This window comes from Stackebrandtia nassauensis DSM 44728 (assembly GCF_000024545.1).
Taxonomy (GTDB): Bacteria; Actinomycetota; Actinomycetes; order Mycobacteriales; family Micromonosporaceae; genus Stackebrandtia; species Stackebrandtia nassauensis.
Window position 1 is genome coordinate 628,121 of sequence record NC_013947.1, and the last position, 20,095, is coordinate 648,215.

Annotated in this window: 16 protein-coding genes; 10 read left to right on the top strand and 6 right to left on the bottom strand. The window is 69.6% G+C overall.

Going from position 1 to position 20,095, the window contains the following annotated elements; all coding sequences use genetic code 11:
* Positions 1-431: 431 nt before the first annotated feature.
* The 3 genes from SNAS_RS35615 (at position 432) to SNAS_RS02965 (ending at position 4,784) form a co-directional block, all read left to right on the top strand.
* On the top strand, positions 432-605 hold the full coding sequence (locus SNAS_RS35615; protein WP_169313843.1) for a hypothetical protein: 174 nt from the start codon (positions 432-434) through the stop codon (positions 603-605).
* A gap of 95 nt (positions 606-700) precedes the next feature.
* The gene (locus SNAS_RS02960; RefSeq protein ID WP_013015883.1) at positions 701-3,295 is read left to right on the top strand and encodes a class III lanthionine synthetase LanKC N-terminal domain-containing protein; all 2,595 of its coding nucleotides are present in this window, start codon (positions 701-703) and stop codon (positions 3,293-3,295) included.
* 22 nt (positions 3,296-3,317) lie between these two features.
* Positions 3,318-4,784, top strand: coding sequence for an FAD-dependent monooxygenase (locus SNAS_RS02965; RefSeq protein ID WP_013015884.1), 1,467 nt, complete (start codon positions 3,318-3,320; stop codon positions 4,782-4,784).
* Positions 4,785-4,873: 89 nt separating this feature from the next.
* Here SNAS_RS02965 and SNAS_RS02970 read toward each other — a convergent pair whose 3' ends face one another.
* A complete protein-coding gene (locus SNAS_RS02970) occupies positions 4,874-5,707 on the bottom strand; it encodes a S1 family peptidase (protein ID WP_013015885.1) in 834 nt (277 codons plus the stop codon).
* 253 nt (positions 5,708-5,960) lie between these two features.
* On the opposite strand from SNAS_RS02970, the gene SNAS_RS02975 reads away from it, so the two are divergent.
* The gene (locus SNAS_RS02975) at positions 5,961-8,747 is read left to right on the top strand and encodes an AfsR/SARP family transcriptional regulator (RefSeq protein ID WP_013015886.1); all 2,787 of its coding nucleotides are present in this window, start codon (positions 5,961-5,963) and stop codon (positions 8,745-8,747) included.
* A gap of 15 nt (positions 8,748-8,762) precedes the next feature.
* Here the strand turns inward: SNAS_RS02975 and SNAS_RS02980 are convergent, their stop codons facing one another.
* Positions 8,763-9,392, bottom strand: a complete 630-nt coding sequence (locus tag SNAS_RS02980) for a TetR/AcrR family transcriptional regulator (protein ID WP_013015887.1) — start codon at positions 9,390-9,392, stop codon at positions 8,763-8,765.
* A 91-nt stretch (positions 9,393-9,483) separates the two neighbouring features.
* Here SNAS_RS02980 and SNAS_RS02985 point away from each other — a divergent pair, with 91 nt between their 5' ends.
* From SNAS_RS02985 to SNAS_RS32280, 4 genes are all read left to right on the top strand, one after another.
* Complete coding sequence (locus SNAS_RS02985) at positions 9,484-10,521, top strand: aldo/keto reductase (RefSeq protein WP_013015888.1); 1,038 nt, start codon at positions 9,484-9,486, stop codon at positions 10,519-10,521.
* Between the two features lie 161 nt (positions 10,522-10,682).
* Positions 10,683-11,861: an ADP-forming succinate--CoA ligase subunit beta gene (gene sucC, locus SNAS_RS02990; RefSeq protein WP_013015889.1), complete on the top strand. Its 1,179-nt coding sequence runs from the start codon at positions 10,683-10,685 to the stop codon at positions 11,859-11,861.
* A 1-nt stretch (position 11,862) separates the two neighbouring features.
* Positions 11,863-12,750: a succinate--CoA ligase subunit alpha gene (gene sucD / locus SNAS_RS02995; RefSeq protein ID WP_013015890.1), complete on the top strand. Its 888-nt coding sequence runs from the start codon at positions 11,863-11,865 to the stop codon at positions 12,748-12,750.
* A gap of 149 nt (positions 12,751-12,899) precedes the next feature.
* On the top strand, positions 12,900-13,925 hold the full coding sequence (locus tag SNAS_RS32280) for a helix-hairpin-helix domain-containing protein (RefSeq protein ID WP_013015891.1): 1,026 nt from the start codon (positions 12,900-12,902) through the stop codon (positions 13,923-13,925).
* 9 nt (positions 13,926-13,934) lie between these two features.
* Here SNAS_RS32280 and SNAS_RS03005 read toward each other — a convergent pair whose 3' ends face one another.
* Together SNAS_RS03005 and SNAS_RS03010 are read right to left on the bottom strand one after the other, a co-directional pair.
* Positions 13,935-14,585, bottom strand: coding sequence for a response regulator (locus SNAS_RS03005; protein WP_013015892.1), 651 nt, complete (start codon positions 14,583-14,585; stop codon positions 13,935-13,937).
* Complete coding sequence (locus SNAS_RS03010; protein WP_211207311.1) at positions 14,582-15,706, bottom strand: sensor histidine kinase; 1,125 nt, start codon at positions 15,704-15,706, stop codon at positions 14,582-14,584. Before SNAS_RS03010 ends, SNAS_RS03005 begins: the two co-directional genes overlap by 4 nt.
* 117 nt (positions 15,707-15,823) lie before the next feature.
* Between SNAS_RS03010 and SNAS_RS36105 the strand changes: the two genes are divergently transcribed.
* Positions 15,824-18,187, top strand: a complete 2,364-nt coding sequence (locus SNAS_RS36105; protein ID WP_013015894.1) for a cell division protein PerM — start codon at positions 15,824-15,826, stop codon at positions 18,185-18,187.
* Between the two features lie 90 nt (positions 18,188-18,277).
* A complete protein-coding gene (gene purN / locus SNAS_RS03020; RefSeq protein WP_013015895.1) occupies positions 18,278-18,919 on the top strand; it encodes a phosphoribosylglycinamide formyltransferase in 642 nt (213 codons plus the stop codon).
* Here the strand turns inward: purN and SNAS_RS03025 are convergent.
* Positions 18,902-19,549 carry a hypothetical protein gene (locus SNAS_RS03025; RefSeq protein ID WP_013015896.1) on the bottom strand — a complete coding sequence of 216 codons (648 nt, stop codon included), beginning with the start codon at positions 19,547-19,549 and terminating at the stop codon, positions 18,902-18,904. The two genes, purN and SNAS_RS03025, sit on opposite strands and share 18 nt — an antisense overlap.
* A gap of 9 nt (positions 19,550-19,558) precedes the next feature.
* Complete coding sequence (locus SNAS_RS03030; RefSeq protein ID WP_013015897.1) at positions 19,559-20,065, bottom strand: hypothetical protein; 507 nt, start codon at positions 20,063-20,065, stop codon at positions 19,559-19,561.
* Between the last annotated feature and the right edge of the window lie 30 nt (positions 20,066-20,095).

A 20,095-nucleotide genomic window follows, 5' to 3' on the forward strand; every position in this document is an offset into this window, starting at 1 on the left:
TAGAGGTGATGCTGTGGAGTCGGTGTGAGTGGTTCTGTACGGCATGTCGTCGTAGTCCTCCTAGGGTGGGCGCCGGTGGACGCATGATGTGAGTTGTGCGCCCATGATTGTGACAGGACCTCGCAAACCGGCCCATCCGCTTGAGCGCAGCCTCTTTCGGGAGGCAACACTTTCGTGTGTAGCTAGCGTGATGAGCTGGTGTGGGTGACGTGGATGCATTTGGCGTCGTCCCCCATTGCTGGGGGCGTCTCGGTCTGCCTGCGCTGATACCGCTGCGCTTGTCCGTGGGTGCTGGTGGTCGGGGCGCAAGGTTTTTGCAAGGTCTTTGACGGGGCGATCGGGGGAGGGCGGCTTAGCGTTTTGGTGCGGTGGGGTCGCAGCCTTGGGGGTTGTGGGTTCCCGCCGGATCATCTCCGATGGAAAGGATCGCCATGACGACTCTGCTTGAGCTGGCTCCTCGTGATGCTGGTGACGTGGTTGCCGATGTCGATGTTGAGTTTCCGCAAGGCGTCGGTATGAACGAGAACGTCGCCTGTTTTCTGACCTGCACGGTTTTGTGTGGGACTTCTGACTGTGGTGGATTGCTGGTCGACGACGAGATCTGACCCGGTTCGTGGCCTTGGTGGCGGTGGATGCGGTGGGTTTCGTATTTCGATGTGGTTACCGGCGTTGTCGAGTTCTGTGAGGAAGTGGATGCTGAATGACTGCTAGAGGTGCGAAGGCTTCAGTTCCCGCCATCAAGGCCACTGTCTCGGATCTGGTGTTGGCCGATGGTCGATACCGGATCCGGCGGGATGCGAATTGGCTTTACGCGGATCTTGTTGGTCACGGGTTGGCGGATCATGGGTGGAAGTTTCACGTCTCTTCGCGGCCAGTGGATTTCCGTGAACTGATGGCCGTGTTGGTGCCGTTTTTGCTTGAGCGGGGTTGCGTTTTTAAGGTGGCTCGGTCGTTGCGGGTTCTGGGGGAGTTGAACGATGGGGCGTCGGCGCCAGCCAGTGTGGGGAAGGCCGTCACGATTTATCCGGAGCAGGATCGGGTGGCGCGGTTGGGCGGCGAGCTTGTGGAGTTGCTTCGCGGGTGGGTTGGGCCGAGGATCCTGAGTGATCGGCGGGTGGCGGTGGATGCCCCGGTGTACTACCGGTATGGGCCGTTTCGGACCACGCTGGTGGCCAATCGGCTTGGGAATCTCACGTCGGTTATGGCTGGTCCCGATGGGGAGAGTTTCGATGGGTGGGCTACGACCGCTTATCAGCAGCCGTCTTGGGTTGTCGACCCGTTTCGGTTGGGTGGTGAGGTTGGGGACGTTGTTGGGGGGCGGGCGGTTCGGCTTGGTACCCACTATGAGCCGCTGGCGGGGTTGGCGGAGTCGGCGCGGGGCAATGTGTACACCGCTACGGATGTTCGTACCGGTGAAGTGGTTGTGGTGAAGCAGGCGCGGGCTTATGTTGCTGAGTCGCTCGATGGGTTCGATGCTAGGACTCAGTTGCGCAATGAGCGCTTTGTTCTTGGGGCGCTGCATGACGTTGCGGGGGTGGCGCGGTTTCGCGATCACTTTCGGCATGGTGAGGACGAGTATCTGGTCACCTCGTTCGACGGTCGGTTCAGCCTGTCGGAGTACGTCACTCGTAAGGGGCGGTATGTGCCGGTCGAGCGTTCTGAGGGTGGTGCCGGGGCGTCGGAGTTGGAGGAGTCTCGCAGCCTGGATGGGCTCGCTCACCGGCTCGCGAAGACGTTGCGTGACATACATGCTCGGGGGTTTCTGCTGCGCGATCTGAGCCCGAAGAATTTGATCGTGAACGCGACCGGTGATGGGGTCACGTTCATCGACTTCGGACACTGTAATCACCACGATGTGGTGATAAGGGGCGGTACCAAGGGGTACGCCCCGGCACGGCAGTTCGACGACGAGCCCGCCGAGCCGCGCGATGATCTGCACGCGCTGGGGATGACGCTGTTCGCCGCCACGATCGGGGCTGAGCCGGTTGTTGATGAGGATGATGCGGACGCTTCGCGGGTGATGGCGTTGCGGGTGCTGGGGCGGATGTACGGGGATCGGCCGCCAGCAGTGATCGCCGCGGTCGCCGATCTGTTGTCCGCTGATCCCGAGACTATGACGACCGCGTTCACCGCGTTGGTGGAGGGGCGGCTGGCTGGGGCGACGAGGCGGCCGCGATTCCCTGCGGCCGTGGTGCATCGGCGGGGGCCGGGTACCGCGGCGCTGGTTGAGCGTGTGCTCGCGCAGTTGGTGTCGCGCGCCAATCGGATCGTTGACGACGGGCGTGAGCCGGACCCGGGTGTCTATCGTGGCGCCGCGGGTATTGGTTTGTGTTTGTTGCCGCATCTGGAGCGCCCGGGTGTCGCCGACACCGTCGCGCGGCTCGCCAAGTTCAGCTCGCTCGCCGCCGATCAGGTGAGCTTGCGGCCGGGCCTGTACCTGGGTTCCACTGGCGTGGAGGTGTTCCTGCGGCGTGCCATTGCCGCGGGGGTGGCGGCGACGCCGTTGTCGCCGGAGCGGTTGTTCGGGGTTGCCGACGACGGCTTCGAAGGCGTGGATGTCATCAATGGCGCCGCCGGTATCGGTCTGGGGCATCTGTTGTTGAACGAGTGGGATCCTCGGCCGGAACACGAGGACGTGGTTCGGCGCTGTCTCGAAGCGCTTGGTGAACCGGGCGCCGTGTTCGACCCCGCCGAGGAGGCCGAGGTTCCCGGACGTGACACCACTCTTGGTGTCTCGCATGGGGAAGGTGGCGTGGTCGAGTTCCTGCGGCACCACCACCGCCTGGCTCCATCGGAGGAGTCGCGGCGGCGACTCAACACCCGGGTGGCGGTGTTCGCCGAGCAGGTGCGGCGGTTCGTCGAGGCGTCGGCGAAACCCAGTGCTGTTCCGCTGTGCACCTCGTGGTGTCGGGGTATGGCCGGGATGGGTCGGGTGGTGCTCGCCGCGGGACGCCAGCTCGGTGACAGTTCTCTTGTGGATCTCGCGGTGGAGTGCGCGGACGGATGCCTGCGTTGGCTTCCGCAGCTGGCCACCGCCGGGCAGTGTTGTGGGGTGGCGGGGATCGGCGAGCTGTTCTGCGATCTCGTTTCTCACGATGACCGGTTCCTGGCCGCCGCCGAGTCCGCGGCCACGCAGCTGTTGATACTCAACGCCGACGCGCCCCCGGCCCCGCCGGGTCGCAATCAGGTGCAGCCCGGAAGTACGTCGTGGGCCAGCGGCGCCGCCGGAGTCCTCGACTTCTTGACCCGGCTGCGCGATCTCACGCCCCGCGGCACCGCGATCGCGGCGTTCTGACGGACCAGCGGAGGTTCATGACATGGACGCGATCGAGCATGACGTGGTGATCGCCGGTGGCGGTCCGACCGGGTTGATGCTGGCGGGTGAGCTGGCGCTGGCGGGGGTTGATGTCGCTGTTGTGGAGCGTCGGGTCGGTCAGGAGCTGCCCGAGTCGCGGGCGGGCGGGCTGCACTCCCGCACCATCGAGGTTCTCGATCAGCGGGGGATCGCTGATCGTTTTCTGTCGCGGGGGAAGAGGTCGCGGGCCGTGGGGTTCGCCACGTCGCAAGTGGACATCGGTGACCTTCCCACTCGGCACGGCTACCTGCTTGGCTTGTGGCAGAACCACACCGAACATGAGTTGGCCGGATGGGTCGGAGAACTCGATGTGCCGGTCTACAGGGGACGCGAAGTGATCGGTTTCGCGCAGGACGACAGCGGTGTCGACATCGAAGTGTCGGACGGGGGACCGATGCGGGCGCGGTATCTCGTCGGTTGCGATGGCGGACGCAGCTTGGTCCGCAAGACCGCCGGTATCGACTTTCCTGGCTGGGACCCGACTTTCAGTTGCCTGGTCGCCGAGGTCGAGGTGGAGCGGGTGCCGGATTGGTTGTCCCGTCAGCCCGTTGGCCCTGCTCGTCGGCGTGCCGGGTCGGGGAAGGGGACGCCGGTGCGGATCGTGGTCGCCGAGTCGCGCGTCGGACGGACCGGTGAGGCCAGCCTGCACGATCTCAGCGAGGCGCTGATCGCCGAATACGGCACCGATTACGGGGTGAGCAACCCGAGCTGGATCTCCCGGTTCGGGGACACGTCGCGGCAGGCGGCGTCCTATCGGGACCGTCGGGTGCTGTTGGCCGGGGACGCCGCGCACGTGCACGCCCCGGTGAGTGGGCAGGGCCTCAACCTCGGGGTGCAGGACGCGGTGAACCTGGGCTGGAAGCTGGCCCAGGTGGTCGCGGGCGCCTCGGCGGAGTCCTTGTTGGACACCTACCATGCCGAGCGGCATCCGGTGGCGGCCAGGGTGTTGCGACACACGATGGCGCAGCACGCGCTGTTGCGCACCGACGAGCGCACCCGGTCGCTGCGCGACATCATGTCCGAGTTGCTGAGTCTGTACGAGCCGCGCCAGCGCGTCGCCGCGATGATCGCCGGTCTGGACATCCGCTATGACTGCGGCGAGGGGCATCCGCTGCTGGGGCGCCGCATGCCCGATCTCGACCTCGTCACCGCCGACGGGCCGCGACGGGTGTTCACCCTGCTGCACCAGGCCCGGCCGGTACTGCTGAACCTGGGTGAGCCCAACGGCTTCGACGTGACGCCGTGGGCGGGCCGGATTCGCTCCGTGGACGCCAAAGCCGCCGCGACCTGGGAACTGCCGCTGCTCGGCGAGGTCGCCGCTCCCGCCGCCCTCGTGATCCGCCCGGACGGCTACGTCGCCTGGGCCGGGGAGCTCACCGACGCTAGCCTTCCCGACGCGTTGACCTCGTGGTTCGGGGAACCGGAGTAGGTGAAGCGCGGCACCCGCGAAAGGGACGACGCCGAGCGGCATGGGGCGCTCGGCGTCGTCGAACTGGGTGGGCGTGGTTATTGGGTGGTCTAGCCGGTGGTCTCGGCGATCCAGTCGGACCACCAGTCGATGTTGGTGTAGACCTCCGGGGTGCTCAGGCACTTGTCGCCCCCACCTCGGCTGGTGATGCCGAAGATGCGCCACTGGTCGCCGACCTTGTGCATGGCCGGGCTTCCGGAGTCGCCGGAGCAGGGTCCGGCCTTGCCGTCGGGCGTGTCGACGCACAGGTCGCCGGGGGAGATGTCGAACCCGGGCTCGCCGAACTTGCAGTCGTCGAAGTTCAGCAGTGTGGTGTCGAGCTCCTGGGCTTGCTGTGAGATCGAGTTCGGGTCGTCCCGGTCGGTCCGGCCCCAGCCGATGATGCGGATCGGTTTGTCGCCGGACGGGTGGCCCGACATGGCGACCGGCTTCTCCTTGGCGGCGGTCTTGAGTTTGATCAGCGCGATGTCGGCCACGCTCTCGTTGTCGGTCGCCCAGTAGGGGTGCGTCGTGAACGACTCGATCTCGATCTGCTCACCGGCGAGGTTGTCGTTGGAGCCGATCCGGATGTGGTAGTCGGCCGGGTTCAGCAGTGCCCCGTCCTCTACTTTGGATACACAGTGGGCCGCGGTCAGGACCCACTCGGGGGCGATGAGCGAACCGCCGCAGCGCTGCGGGTTGGGCCGCTCGCCCGGCTCCTTGTACTGCATCGAGGCGTGGAACTTGTACTCCTCGCTGGCGGGTTGGCCGCCAATGATCTTGGTGCTGGCGTCGTCACCGTTGCCAGAGCCGTATTCGCGATCGGCGTAGGCCATGCCGCCGACGCCGAGGGCCGCCACAGCGACCACCACGGCCGCGGCCGTGAGGGCGAATTTTCGCCGCATTGTCGTCCTTTCGGGAAATGGGGAGCTGAACCGAGGCGAACCGGCCGATCGACTGGGAGCGCTCGATCTGGCACCCGACCCGGGTAGCTTCGTAGGGGACGAACTGACCGTTGTGGGCGCCGTGCCGGTCCGACTCGGCGTCGGTCACGTTAAGCGTGATCGCGAGCCGCGGCCCGCAATTGAGCTTGTGAAAACCTTGCGCGCCAACGCTGAGGTCCGCGACGTCGCGATCGGTCATCGAGGAGGTGTACGAGTGCTGGTACGGCTGCTGGGATCCGTCGAGATCGCCAGTGCCACCGGCTGGGCGCGCGCCGGGCCCGCCAAACGCAGCTGTGTGCTCGCCGCGCTGGCGGTCACGCCGCGCGTCCCGGTCACGCTGGCGACGCTCACCGAGCGGGTGTGGGGCACCGGTGCGCCCTCGTCGGCCCACAGCACCCTGTACGGGCACATCGCCCACCTGCGCACGCTCCTGCGCGACTGCCCCGGCGAGGTGACGCTGCGCCGTTCCGGGATCGACGGCTACGTCCTGGACGTCGAACCCGAACTCATCGACGTGCACGCGCTGCGGTCGCTGGTGCACGCGGCCCGCGATCAGCTGCTGGTCGGGGACGGCGAGCGGGCGGTCGAGCGGTGGCGACGCGCCGGGGAACTGGTGCGCGGCGAGGCGCTGGCCGGGGTCAAGGGGGACTGGGCCGCCGAGGTCCGTTCGGGTCTGCGTCGCGAGCACGCGGCCCTGCTGGCCGAGCGGTTCACCGTCGAGCTGGAACTGAACCGGCACAACGAGATCATCGACGAGCTGGCCGATCAGGTCGCGCGGCATCCGCTGTCGGAGAGCCTGGTCGAGTGCCTCATGACCGCGCTGTATCGCAGCGGTCGTCCGGCCGAGGCGCTGTCGTGTTTCGCCGAGGCCCGGTTCCGGCTGGCCGAGCGGCTCGGCGCCGACCCCGGTACGCGGTTGCGGGAACTGAACCGGCGCATCCTCAAGCAGGATCCGGAACTGGCGCGGCCGACTCCCGCGTCCGCACCGGTCGCGCGCGGCGGGCACCCGTTCGCGCAACTGCCCGCGGCGCCACGGTTGTTCACCGGACGCGCCGCCGAACTGTCCGAACTGGATAACGCGCTCGACGCCCCCGACGGTGCGCGACTGTGGACCGTCAGCGGTCCCGGCGGCATCGGCAAGAGCTGGCTGGCACTGCACTGGTCGCATCGCCGTCGCGACGCCTTCGCCGACGGCCAGCTGTACGTCAACCTGCACGGCTTCGATCCCGGCACCGCTCCGACGCCGCCGGAGACGGCGCTGCGGGGCCTGCTGGAGACCCTGGGGGTGGCCCCCGCGGCGATCCCGACCAGCCTGGACGCCATGTCCGGGCTGTACCGCAGCCTGCTCGTCGGCAAGCGGGTGCTGATCCTCGTCGACGACGCCCGCGACTCCCGGCAGGTGATCCCGCTGCTGCCCGGCGACGACGCGGCGTTCACCGTCGTCACCGGACGCCCCGGGCTCGCGACGCTGGCCACCTCCCACGGCGCCGCCGGACTGCGGCTGGACACGTTGAGCCACAACGAATCGCGCGAGGCGTTCTCGCGGCACCTGGGGCACGACCGGATCGCGGCGGAACCGGAGGCGACGGCCGAGCTGGTCGGCAGCTGCGCCGGACTGCCGCTGGCGCTGGGCATCCTGGCCGCGCGCGCCGCCGCCCACCCCGGCCTCCCGCTCGCCGCACTGGCGGAGTCGGTGCGCGACGACTCCGCGCGGCTGGACGCGCTGGACACCGGCGAGCTGTCGGCCAGCCTGCGGGCGGTGCTGGAGGGATCGCTGGCGGCGGTGCGACCCGAGGCCGCCCGGCTGTTCGCGCTGCTGGGCCTGGCTCCCGGCATCGACGCCGAACGCCACGCCGTCGCCAGTCTCGCGGCGGCGTCGCTCGGCCACAGCGACGCGCTGCTGCGGGAACTCGATTCCGCCAACCTCGTCGAGCAGCGGGTTCCGGGCCGGTACCGGATGCACGACCTCACCCGCTTGTACGCCGCCGAACGCGCCGAGGTCGACCTCGACGAGAGCGACCGCGACGCCGCGCTGCGCCGCGTCGTCGACCACTACCTCTACACCGCCGCGGCGGGCCGGGAACTCATGCAGCGGGGACTGATTCCCCGCGACCTCGGGCAGCCGGCACCCGGTTGTGTGACCCGTCCGCTGACCGATCTGGAAGCCGCGAAACGTTGGTTCGCCGCGGAACACGTCAACATCGTCGCGGCGCAGCGCAAGGCCGCCGAGCTCGGCTGGGACGCGTCGGTGTGGCGGCTGGCGTGGGCACTGACCACGTTCCAGATCCTGCGCCGACGCAGCGACGAGGGAGTGCCGGTGTGGCGCCGGGCCGTCGCGGCGGCGGAAAACCTGGACGACCTGTTCGGACAGGTGGTCGCACACCACACCCTCAGCCAGATGTTGATCTACGCGGGCGACTACGACGACGCCGCGACGCACGCGGCCCGCGCGCTCGACCGGGCCGAAGCCTCCGGCGACGTCCACCAGCTCGTCGGCGCCCACGACGCGATGAGCAAGGCATACGTCCGCCAGGGCGACTATCGGCTGGCGCTGCGGCATTCCACGCGATCCCTCGACCTGGCGCGGCGAACCGGCAACCAGATCCTCGAAGCCCAGGCCCACAACTCGGTCGGCTGGCACCTGGCCCACCTGGGCGAGTACGCGGCCGCGCGAGGCCACTGCGAGCAGGCCCTGGACAAAGCCCGCGCCATCCCCGACGACTACCTCGCCGCGCTCATCCTCGACAGCCTCGGGTTCGTCGCCTCGCGCGACGACCGGCCCGCCGACGCGTCCGTCCACTATCGGCAGGCACTGGAGCTGGTGCGCCGTTTCGGTGCGACAGAACAGGAACCGACGACCATGGTCGCGCTGGCCGAAGCCGAGGAGGCGCTGGGTCGGCGCGACGAGGCCGAGCGGTTGCGCCGCGAAGCCGCCGACCTGTACGAAGCCCAGGGCTATGCCGAGGAGGCCGCCCTGCTGCGCAAACCCGCGTCCGGCTGATGGCGGGCGCCCGCGTCACTCCGGCTTCGCCTCGGCGGGCCGGACGTAGGCTCCGGCACGCGCCGCCGCTGCCGCCGCCTCGGCGGCCCGATCCGCCACGGATGCGTCGAGTGGTTCGTCGGTGGCCAACAGCCGGTAGTACAGCGGGGCCGACACGGCGCGGATGACCTCGGCGGGATCGGTGTCGGCGGGAAGTTCCCCGCGTTCGATCGCCTGGGTCACGCACGGGGACCATTCGTCGAGGCGGGCGCGGTAGAACCGGGCCAGCGACCGTCGGGTGTCGGGATCCGAGGTGGCGGCGGCGATGACGGCCTTGAACAGCGCGCCCTGCCGGGGGTCGACGAGGGTGCGCTGGACGAGGCGCGCGTTGGCGCGCAGGTCGCCCAGCAGCGAGCCGGTCTCGGTGCGCGGCAGGGATTGTTCGGCCATGTCGGTGAGCAGGTCGGCGACCACGGCGGTGACGGTGCCCCAGCGGCGGTAGACGGTGGTGCGGCCGACGTCGGCGCGGCGGGCGATGTCGCCGAGGTCCAGGCCGGTGAAGCCGTGTTCGGCCAGGGCGTCTCCCGCGGCGCGCAGCACGGCTTCGCGTACCCGGGCGGTGCGTCCGCCGGGGCGGAGGGTGCCGGGTCCTGTGTTCGTGGCCACTTAACGGTACTCCAGTTTCATTAGCGACGATTCGGTGTTAGTGTAGGCGACGTTAACGGTACAGCAGTTCCATTAGGAAAGAGGTTCGGTCATGGAATATCGCCAGTTGGGCAACTCGGGACTCAAGGTGCCCGAGCTGAGCTTCGGTGCCGGGACCTTCGGCGGGCAGGGACCGCTGTTCGGCGCCTGGGGCAACACCGACGCCGAACAGGCGCGGCGGATGCTCGACATCGCCCTCGACGCGGGGCTCAACATGTTCGACACCGCGGACGTCTACTCGGACGGGGCCTCGGAGGAGGTGCTCGGCGCCGCGATCAAGGGCCGCCGGGACCAGGTGATCCTGTCGACCAAGGCGGGCCTGCCGATGGGAGACGGGCCCGGCCAGGCGGGCACCTCGCGGGCGCGGCTCATCACCGCCGTCGACGACGCGCTGCGGCGGCTGGGCACCGACTACATCGACCTGTTCCAGCTGCACGCCTTCGACGCGGCCACCCCCGTCGCGGAGGTGGTGGCGACCCTGGACGACCTGGTCCGGGCCGGAAAGATCCGCTACACCGGCGTGTCCAACTTCTCCGGCTGGCAGCTGATGAAGTCACTGGCGACCGCCGACGCCCACGGCCGCACCCGCTACGTCGCCAACCAGGTCTACTACTCCCTCGTGGGCCGCGACTACGAGTGGGAACTCATGCCGCTGGGTGCCGCCGAAGGCGTCGGCGCCGTGGTGTGGAGCCCGCTCGGCTGGGGACGGCTCACCGGCAAGATCCGCCGCGGCCAGCCGATCCCGGACGGCAGCCGCCTGCACGACACCGCCTCCTTTGGCCCGCCCGTGGACGAGGAACTGCTGTACGACGTCGTCGACGTCCTCGACGAGCTCGCCGCCGAAACCGGACGCACCGTTCCGCAACTGGCGATCAACTGGCTGCTGCGCCGCCCCACGGTCTCCAGCGTGATCATCGGCGCCCGCAACGAACAGCAGCTGCGGCAGAACCTGGACGCCGTCGGCTGGAGCCTGACCGACGAACAGGTGGCCCGGCTCGACAAGGCCAGCGCCCGCACCGCCCCCTACCCGTACTTCCCCTACCGGCGCCAAGAGGGCTTCGCCAGGCTCAACCCGCCGCTGGCGGGTTGAGTCAAACCACTTTCCGGGTAGTGAGACACCACACCCGCCGCCCCCGGCCGGGGATGCCGTTACGCGTCCTCGATACGCTGCGGGGATGGGATTTTCCGGGCGCCGCTCGTGCCCGCGAGGCGTCCCGTCAATGTTGACAAGACAGGAGCGGACTTCTAACAGTGGACCTGTATGAATACCAGGGGCGCGCGCTGTTCGCCCGGCACGGCGTGCCGGTGCTGGACGGGGGCGTAGCCGAGACCGTCGAGGAGGCGGTCGAGCTCGCCGGAAAGCTCGATGGGCGAGTGGTCGTCAAGGCGCAAGTCAAGGTCGGCGGCCGGGGCAAGGCGGGGGGTGTCAAGCTCGCCGACAACGTCGACGAGGCTCGTGAACACGCCACCAACATCCTCGGCATGGACATCAAGGGACATACCGTCCACAAGGTCATGTTGACGGTCACCGCCGACATCGACACCGAGTTCTACTTCTCGTTCCTGCTGGACCGTGCCAACCGCACCTTCCTGTGTATCGCGTCCACTGAGGGCGGTGTGGAGATCGAGCAGGTGGCCGCCGAGACGCCCGACAAGGTGCTCAAGCTGCCGATCAACGCCCTGACCGGCGTCGACGCCACCGTCGCGGGCGAGATCGCCGACAAGGCCGGATTCCCGGCCGACCTCAGGCCGCAGCTGGTCGACATGTTCGTCAAGCTGTGGGAGACCTTCGTGTCCGAGGACGCCACCCTCGTGGAGGTCAACCCGCTGGTGCGCACGCCCGAGGGCCGGGCGCTGGCGCTGGACGCCAAGGTGACCCTGGACGAGAACGCCGCGTTCCGGCACCTCGACCACGCCGAGCTCGAGGACAAGGCCGCCGTCGACCCGCTGGAACAGCGCGCCAAGGAAGCCGACCTCAACTACGTCAAACTGGACGGTGAGGTCGGCATCATCGGCAACGGCGCCGGACTCGTCATGTCCACCCTGGACGTCGTCGCGTACGCGGGCGAGAAGCACGACAACGTCAAGCCCGCCAACTTCCTCGACATCGGCGGCGGCGCCTCCGCCGCGGTCATGGCCTCGGGCCTGGAGGTCGTCCTGTCCGACCCGGCCGTCAAGAGCGTCTTCGTCAACGTCTTCGGCGGCATCACCGCCTGCGACGAGGTCGCCAACGGCATCGTCGGCGCGCTGACCATGCTGGCCGAACGCGGCGAGACGGTGGACAAGCCGCTGGTCGTGCGGCTGGACGGCAACAACGCCGAACTGGGCCGTTCGATCCTGGACGGCGCCAACCACCCGCTCGTGACCCGAGTGGACACCATGGACGGCGCGGCCGACAAGGCCGCCGAGCTCGCCGCGCAGGGAGCGTGACATGACTATCTTCCTCAACGAGAACTCCAAGATCATCGTCCAGGGCATGACCGGTGCCGAGGGCACCAAGCACACCCGGCGGATGCTGGCCTCCGGCGCCAACGTCGTCGGCGGCGTCAACCCGCGCAAGGCCGGTTCCAAGGTCGACTTCGACGGCACCGAACTGCCGGTGTTCGCCACCGTCGCCGAGGCGATGACCGAGACCGGCGCCGACACCACCGTGGTGTTCGTGCCGCCGAAGTTCGCCAAGGACGCGGTGCTGGAAGCCGTGAACGCCGAGATCGGGCTGTGCGTCGTCATCACCGAGGGCATCCCGGTGCACGACTCGGTGACGTTCTGGGCGCAGTCGCAGGCCAAGGGCGGCAAGACCCGCATCATCGGCCCCAACTGCCCGGGCGTCATCAGCCCCGGCAAGTCCAACGCGGGCATCATCCCCGCCGACATCACCAAGCCCGGCAAGATCGGCCTGGTGTCCAAGTCGGGGACGCTGACCTACCAGCTCATGTACGAGCTGCGCGACATCGGCTTCTCGACCTGCGTGGGTATCGGCGGTGACCCGGTCATCGGCACCACCCACATCGACTGCCTGCGGGCGTTCCAGGACGACCCCGAGACCGAGGCGATCGTCATGATCGGCGAGATCGGCGGCGACGCCGAGGAGCGGGCCGCGGACTTCATCAAGGAGAACGTGACCAAGCCGGTCGTCGGCTACATCGCCGGATTCACCGCGCCGCCCGGCAAGACCATGGGCCACGCCGGAGCCATCATCTCCGGTTCGGCCGGGACCGCCGACGCGAAGGCCAAGGCCCTCGAGGCCGCCGGTGTCCGGGTCGGCAAGACCCCGTCGCAGACCGCCGAGCTGATGCGCGAAGTGGTCAAGGGACTGTAGAGCGCGAGATCGTGAATGCCGGTGTCCATTCGGGCACCGGCATTCACCGTGTCCGGCACCGAAATGACGCGACTTGGGGAGTAATGGTGTGGCCGACCTTGAGTACGATCGATCGCACCCACAGGCGATAGACGACCCCGGAGCGAATCATGAATTCCTTGCCCTACGAAGGCGTTCGTGTGCTCGTGCTCGGCAGCGGACCCCGCGTCGGCAAGGCCCGGCAACTGCTGTCCGAGGGCGGGGCGACCATCGTCTCCAACTTCAGTTCACAGGTCACCTATGTGGTGGTCGACCGGACGGTTCCGCACAGCGCCCCCCAGGTGGTGGCCGCCCGCCGCGCCGCGATCCCGGTCGTGACCACCTCGGAGCTGCAGACCTGGCCCGGCATGGAGGGCCTGGCGGCCGTCCGTTACCTGACGCCCGCACGGCTGCCGGTGTCCGGACCGGTCATGACCGCCACCCCCGTACCGGTGTACACCGCGCCACTGCCGAGGCCGCGCGGTTCCTCCGGTCCGGACACGACCCTGATGGCCCTGAGCTGGGCGGCGTTCCCGCTGCTCACCGGTGGCCTCGCGATGCCGTTCATCACCGCCCACGTGGCCCGCAAACTCCGCTCCCGCACCCACGCGATGCTCGCGGCCGGATACGGCGGGGCGCTGGTGGTGTCCATGCTGGGCTTCATCGCCGGTGTCGGGCTGGACGTCGACATCTTCATCCTGGTGAGCATGTTCACCTGGTTGTGCTGCTGGCTGGGCGGCAGCGTCCACGCGTTCCTCATGTACGAGTCGGTCTCGCGTGACGGCGGCAGCGACGGCGAACCCCGGGTGTCCGACCCGCGCAACGCCCAGGCCCTCGCGGCCATCGAACACCGCCGCAACCTGCGCGACGAGGCACGCCAACTCGCCAAACGCGACCCGGTGGCCGCCCGCGAACTGGGCATCGGACGGCCCGACCGGCACTCCAGTTACGACGACGGCGGCCTGATCGACGTCAACAACGCCCCCGCCTCGATCCTCAAGACCCTGCCGGGCGTCACCGACGAGGTCGCCCAGGAGATCATCCGGTTCCGCGAACTGACCGGCCCGTTCGAGTCCACCTCGGACGTCGTCGTGCACACCAGTTTCGAACCCCGCTACGTCGACCGTTTCGACGAGCTCGCCCTGTACGTGGCCTAGAGAACCGCCTCAACGGCGGTCGACGACGCGATGCTCCCAGGCCCAGGCCGCTATCGCGACCCGGTTGCGGGCGCCGAGTTTGGCCTGGATGCTGGAGACGTGGCTCTTCACGGTGCTCAGTGAGATGAACAGTTCGGCGGCGACCTCCTGGTTGGTGCGGCCGATCGCGATGGCCCGCACGACCTCGAGTTCCCGGTCGGACAGCCGGTGGTCCGGTTCGGGTTCCCCGGCGCCGGGGGCGAGGTGGCTCAGCAGCCGTAGCGTGATCGACGGCGAGATCAGGGCGTTCCCGGCGTTCGCGGCCCGGACGGCCTCGACGAGCAGGACCGGCCCGGCGTCCTTCAGCACGAATCCCACCGCCCCGCCCCGCAACGCGCCGTACACGTACTCGTCCAGGTCGAATGTGGTCACTATGAGGACCCGAAGCGGATCCACCACGCCCGGACCGGCCAGCGCCCGGGTGACCGCGATGCCGTCCAGCCGGGGCATCCGGATGTCGACGACGCACACGTCCGGGCGCACCCGGCGTGCCAACTCGATCGCCTCGACGCCGTCGGCGGCCTCACCGACGACGGTGATGTCCGGCTGATCCTCCAGGATGAACCGCAGTCCACTTCGCACCATCGCCTGGTCGTCGGCCACCGTGACCCGGATCGTCATCGAACCGCCCGTTCCCGCACCGGGACCGTCGCCCGCACCCGCCAGCCCCGCCCGTCACCCGGACCAGCCATAAGGGACCCGCCGAGTGCCTCGACCCGCTCCCGCATCCCGACCAGGCCGTAGCCGCCGGGCGAACGCCGGGCCCGGGCCGGGCCGTCGTCGCTGATCTCGGCCACGATCGCGGCCGCGGCCTCGTCGACCCGGACCGTGACGGTGTCGGCGCGGGGAGCGTGCCGACGGACGTTGGTCAGTGCCTCCCGCGTGATCCGGTACACGGTGGACGCCACCTCGGGTGGCCACCGGGACTCGTCGCCGGTGACTCGCAGGTCGACGCGCGGGCCACGTTCGGCGAACCGTTCCACCAGCTCGGCCAGCGTCCCGGCGGCGGATGCTCCGTCCCGGTCATCCCGCAGCAGCCCGACGACCTGGCGCATCGACGCCAGCGCGTCGGATCCGGCGGCCTCGATCTCGGCCAGTGCCTCATCGCCGCGCTCCGGCTGCCTGCGGACGACCAGCCGGGCGGCCTGCGTGCCCAGCACGATGGCACTGATGTGGTGGGCGACGACATCGTGCAGCTCCCGGGCCAGTTCCAGCCGCTCGTCCTGGCGCACCCTCGCGGCGGTGGCGCGGCGCCTGCCGTCGGCCACCCGCAGGCTGAGCCCGGCGGCGACGCCCGCGGCCCAGACGAAGGCCGCGACCATCACCACCGCCGGAACGAACGGCAGCGCGGGCGCCAGGGCCCCGGCCAGTACCGCGAAACCGGCGACCACGATCGCGCCCGCCTGCCGCCACGGCAACGTCCGCACCGCGGACCCGGTCAGTACTGCCAGCCCCAAAGCCATGGCGGGACTGGGTTCTTGGGGCAGCTCGGCGACCCATCTCGCCGCGACGGCGACCCCCGCCGCCGTCAGACCCGCCGCCGCGGTCCAGGCCCGCTGCCGCCGACGCAGCAGCGCCAGCACGCACACCCCGGCACCCACGGCCGCGCCGAACCACCAGTAGTCGTCGCCCCAGCTCACCGCGATGGCCGCAGCCTGCCCGGCGATCACCACGGCGAACCCGCATCCGAGCCCGACCTGGGCCGCGATGCCCCGCCACCCGAACCGTCTCGTCACATCCACACCCCACAGGCTACGAAAGCCGAGCCGCCGCCGAACCGGTCAAAAGTACGATCGGTTTCGGCCAGAACCCCGCTTCGGACCGATGCCGCGCCCGGGCCCGGCCCACAGGATGGGCTCATGTCTGCTCCCACGCACCCTGCCGTGCCGCCGCCCGCGAACGCGGGAACCCCGGTCCGGCAACGTATCCAGGCCCTCGACGTGCTGCGGGGGTTCGCGCTGTGCGGGATCCTCCTGGTCAACGTCCAGCCCATCGCCAACCGGGGCCGCGTCATCGTCGACGCCTCCGACGGCAGCCAGAGCCCGTGGATGGGGTTGTTCGCCGACCAGCGGTTCTTCCCGATCTTCTCGCTGCTGTTCGGCATCGGGTTCGCGCTGCAACTCGCCTCCGCGACCGGGCGCGCCCGCCGTCCCCGGGTGATCCTGCTGCGGCGGCTGCTGGTGCTGCTGGCCATCGGGGCGGCCCACTTCCTGCTGTGGCAGGGCGACATCCTGACCACCTACGCCGCCGTCGGGCTGCTGGTGCTGCTGCCGTCCAGCTGGCTGCCGCGCTGGGCCACGGCCGTCCTGGCCGGGGTGCTCATCGCGGTCGCGGTGGCACTGGGCGGCGAACGCCTGGTGCTGGTGGCCGGGCTGTTCCTGCTGGGCTCGACACTGGTGCGGTACCGGGTCGTCGACCGGATCGGCGCTTGCGCGCGAGGACCGATCGTGGTCGGCGCTGTGCTGACCGTCGCGGCCGTTCCCGTGCTGTGGGCGCAGGCCACCGCGGAGCTGTCCGACGCGGCCTTCAGCCGGATCTTCGCCGTCGCCGGACTGCTGCTGGCGGGCGTCTACACGTGCGTCGTATTCACCCTGACGCACACTCCACTGCGGTCGGTCATGGCCGCGGTCTTCGCGCCGCTGGGCCGCATGGCGCTGACCAACTACCTCACCGCCACGGTGATCGTCCTGGTCATCGCCCGCGTCGTCGGCATCCGGCCGCAGGACTGGGACACGGCCCTCGTCCTGTCCATCGCGGGCCTGGTGCTCGCCGTCCAGTGGGCGTGGTCGACGCTGTGGCTGCGGTTCTTCCGCTACGGGCCGCTGGAGTGGCTGTGGCGCTGGGCCACCTGGGCGAAGCGGCCGAGCGCCGAAGTCCGGTTACCGACCGGCAGGTCGGCGGCGCGGGGTGCGTGTTGGCGTGCGCCAAGGACGGTTTCCGTCGTGACAAACTTAGCGACGATGAATGATCGGCAGGCCGAGGCCAGACGCGGCCGACAGCGCGAGACCGTCGCGGTGTCGGTGCCCGCGCGGGCACCGCGGCAGCGGGGTAGACAACGCGAGACGGTGGTGGTGACACCGGCTCCGCGCACCCGGCTGCGCGGAGTGCTCGTGGCGGGCGTCGTCACGAGCGTGTGGAACTGTCTGGTCGTGGCGATCCCGATCCTGGTCGCCGTCATCGGTGCCTGGTGGATCGCCGGACGGCCCGGCACCGTGTCCGCCGTCGTGCGGGTCGCGGGCGCGACCTGGCTGGCCGGTCACGGCATTCCGGTCCACATCGCCGGGATGACGATCGGGTTGCCGGTCCTGGCCGTCACCGCGATCATCCTGTGGCGACTGTCCAAAGCGGGGGCCAACACGATCCGCGCCATCGGCGGCCGCGACGTACCCGCGGTGCGGGCCGCGACCCTGTCGGTCGTCATCGGCTACACCCTGGTCACCGTGCTGGTCGCCTTCCTGGTCTCCGGCTCCGGCTTCGACGTCACCATGTGGCGGGCCGCCGTACACGGCGCCGTTCTGGCGCTGGTGGGTGCCAGCCTCGGCGCGCTGTCGGAGTCCGGCAGCGGAACCGGCCTGTGGCACCGGATCCCGGTGTGGTGGCGCCGTGGCCTGCGCACCGGCGCGCTGTCCATGACCGCCACGGTCGCCGCGGGCGCGCTGCTGGCCGGGGTCGCCATCGCCGTGCGCGGCTCCTCGGTGGCGGAGACGATCAGCGTCTACCACGGCGGCGCCCTCGGCCTGGCCATCCTGAGCCTGCTCTACATCCCGACGCTGGCCATCTGGGCCACCGCCTACCTGCTGGGCCCCGGCTTCGCCGTCGGCGACGGCACCCACGTCAGCGTCATGGAGGTCATCATCGGCCCGCTGCCCCAGTTCCCGCTGTTCGCCGCCACCCCCGGCGAACCCCTCGACTGGTGGGGCACGGCGCTGTGGGGCGTCCCGCTGGCCATCGGCAGCATGCAGGGCGTGATCCTGGCCCTGCGCTCCCTCGACCTCGCGCTGCCCCGGCTCATCTACGCCACCATCGTCTCCGGCATCACCGCCGGGACGATCATGGCCATCCTGGCCTTCGCCGCGTCCGGCCCCCTGGGGACGAAACACCTGGCCGAAATGGGCCCGCGAGTGCTCCCGACCGCGCTGACCGCCGCCGGTGTCATCGCCGGTTCGGTGTTCGTCGGCGCGATGGCCACCCGGCTCCTGGGCGCCCGCAAGAACCGCGACTAACCCGCACGACGAAGCCCGCCGTGCCGTACGGGCAGTGCGCCGTGCCGCCGGGCGACGGTGCCGATGGCCCGCGATCTAGGATGCCGTGTGATGAACAGTCAGCGGGACGGGTCGAAGGCGCGGCTGGTCGTACTCGTGTCCGGCTCGGGGTCGAACCTCCAGGCGCTCATGGACGCGTGTGCCGACGACGCCTACGGCGCGCGGGTCGTCGCGGTCGGGGCCGACCGCGACGGGACCGTGGGGCTGGAGCGAGCCGCCAAGGCCGGTATCCCCACGTTTGTCCACAAGGTTGTGGACTACCCGGATCGGCAGGGCTGGGACGCCGCCATGACCGAGACCGTCGCCGCCCACGAACCGACGCTGGTGGTGTCGGCCGGGTTCCTGAAGATCCTCGGCGACAGCTTCCTGGCGAAGTTCGCCGGACGGTTCATCAACACCCACAATTCGCTGCTGCCTTCGTTTCCCGGGATGCGGGGACCGGCCGCCGCACTCGAGTACGGCGTGAGGATCACCGGCGCGACGCTGTTCCTGTGCGACCCGGGTGTCGACACCGGACAGATCATCGCGCAGGTCGCGGTGCCCGTCGCGGACGACGACACCGTCGACACCCTCACCGAGCGCATCAAGGTCGCCGAGCGCGAGCAGCTGGTGGACACCGTCGGCCGGATGGTGCGGGAGGGCTGGCGCGTCGAGGGCCGCCGGGTCCTGATCCCGTTATCGTTCCGGCCGTGACGGGAAGTCGATCCCGGAACCGTCGGCGAACGTGACGCGGTGGTAGTCGTACAGGCCGCGTTTGACGGGGCCTTCACGGGAGTACTGGCCCGGGCGCAGTTCCCACAAAGTGCGCAACCGCACCGGTTCCGGGGGCAGGTTGTTGATGGTGCCGGTGAAGATCTGTCCGAGTTCCCTGACGATTTGGGCTCCCCGGCCCAGAATCGATGAGGTCCGCGACGCGGGGTCGGTGGGCACGGACTCGACGGTAACCCCCGCGAATCGGTGGTCGGTCAGCACCCAGAAGGCCCGGTACTCGTTGACGTCGGTGCCGGCGAGCTGTGAGGCTTCGCAGTCCGGGTGCGATCCGAACGCGACCGGTTCCTCCGGGGCGCTGCTGGGGCCGGCGGGCACGCTCTTGTACATCGGACCGGCGGCCCAGCCTTTGCTCAACGTGTACGGATAGAGGGCCCACCGCGCCACCCGCAGCACCGGATGTCGCTTCGGCACGGTGCCTCGCTTGCGTCCCTCGACCGCGTAACGGATCGAGTTGAAGCCGTCGGCCCAGATGGGCCGCTCGCCCGAACGCAGCCAACCGTCGTGGAGCGCGGGGAGGGCGTCGCGGCGGGGATTGAACCTGCGGAAGGACACGGTGTGTCGTCACCGCCTGAAGTCGATTCCGGAACCGTCGCCGAACACGATGCGCTCGTACGTCAGTCGTTTGTGGGTGAACTCGGAGTAGCCGAATTCGTCGGACGGGATCTCGCCGATGGTGTGCAGCGCGCCGTCGTCGGCTCGCAGGTGCGCGAACCGCTGGTCGGTCAGGACCCAGAACGATCGCGGGGCGTTGGCCTCGGCCAGGGTCGCGGCCCGGCAGCCGGTTCGGGTGCCGAAGACCCGCACTTCGGGCCGGGACGGACCACTGGAGACGTCGGACGCGAAGAAGTCGAGCACGGTCACGGCGCCGTCGGCCACCGCCAGTGCCCGCCGCCCCGCCGTTCGCCACGGCGACTGTTTCAGCACCTTGCCGCGGTAGCCGCGTCCGGGGACCTGGAACGTGATGGTCGGGGTGTGCCTGGTCCAGGCCAGTCGCTCTCCCGGGCGCAGCCATCCGGAGCGCACCGCCGGTTCGGCGTCGCGGCGCGGGTCGAAGTCGGGGCTGGTCACGGTGGTTCCTTTCGGGCGAAAAGGGCTGGC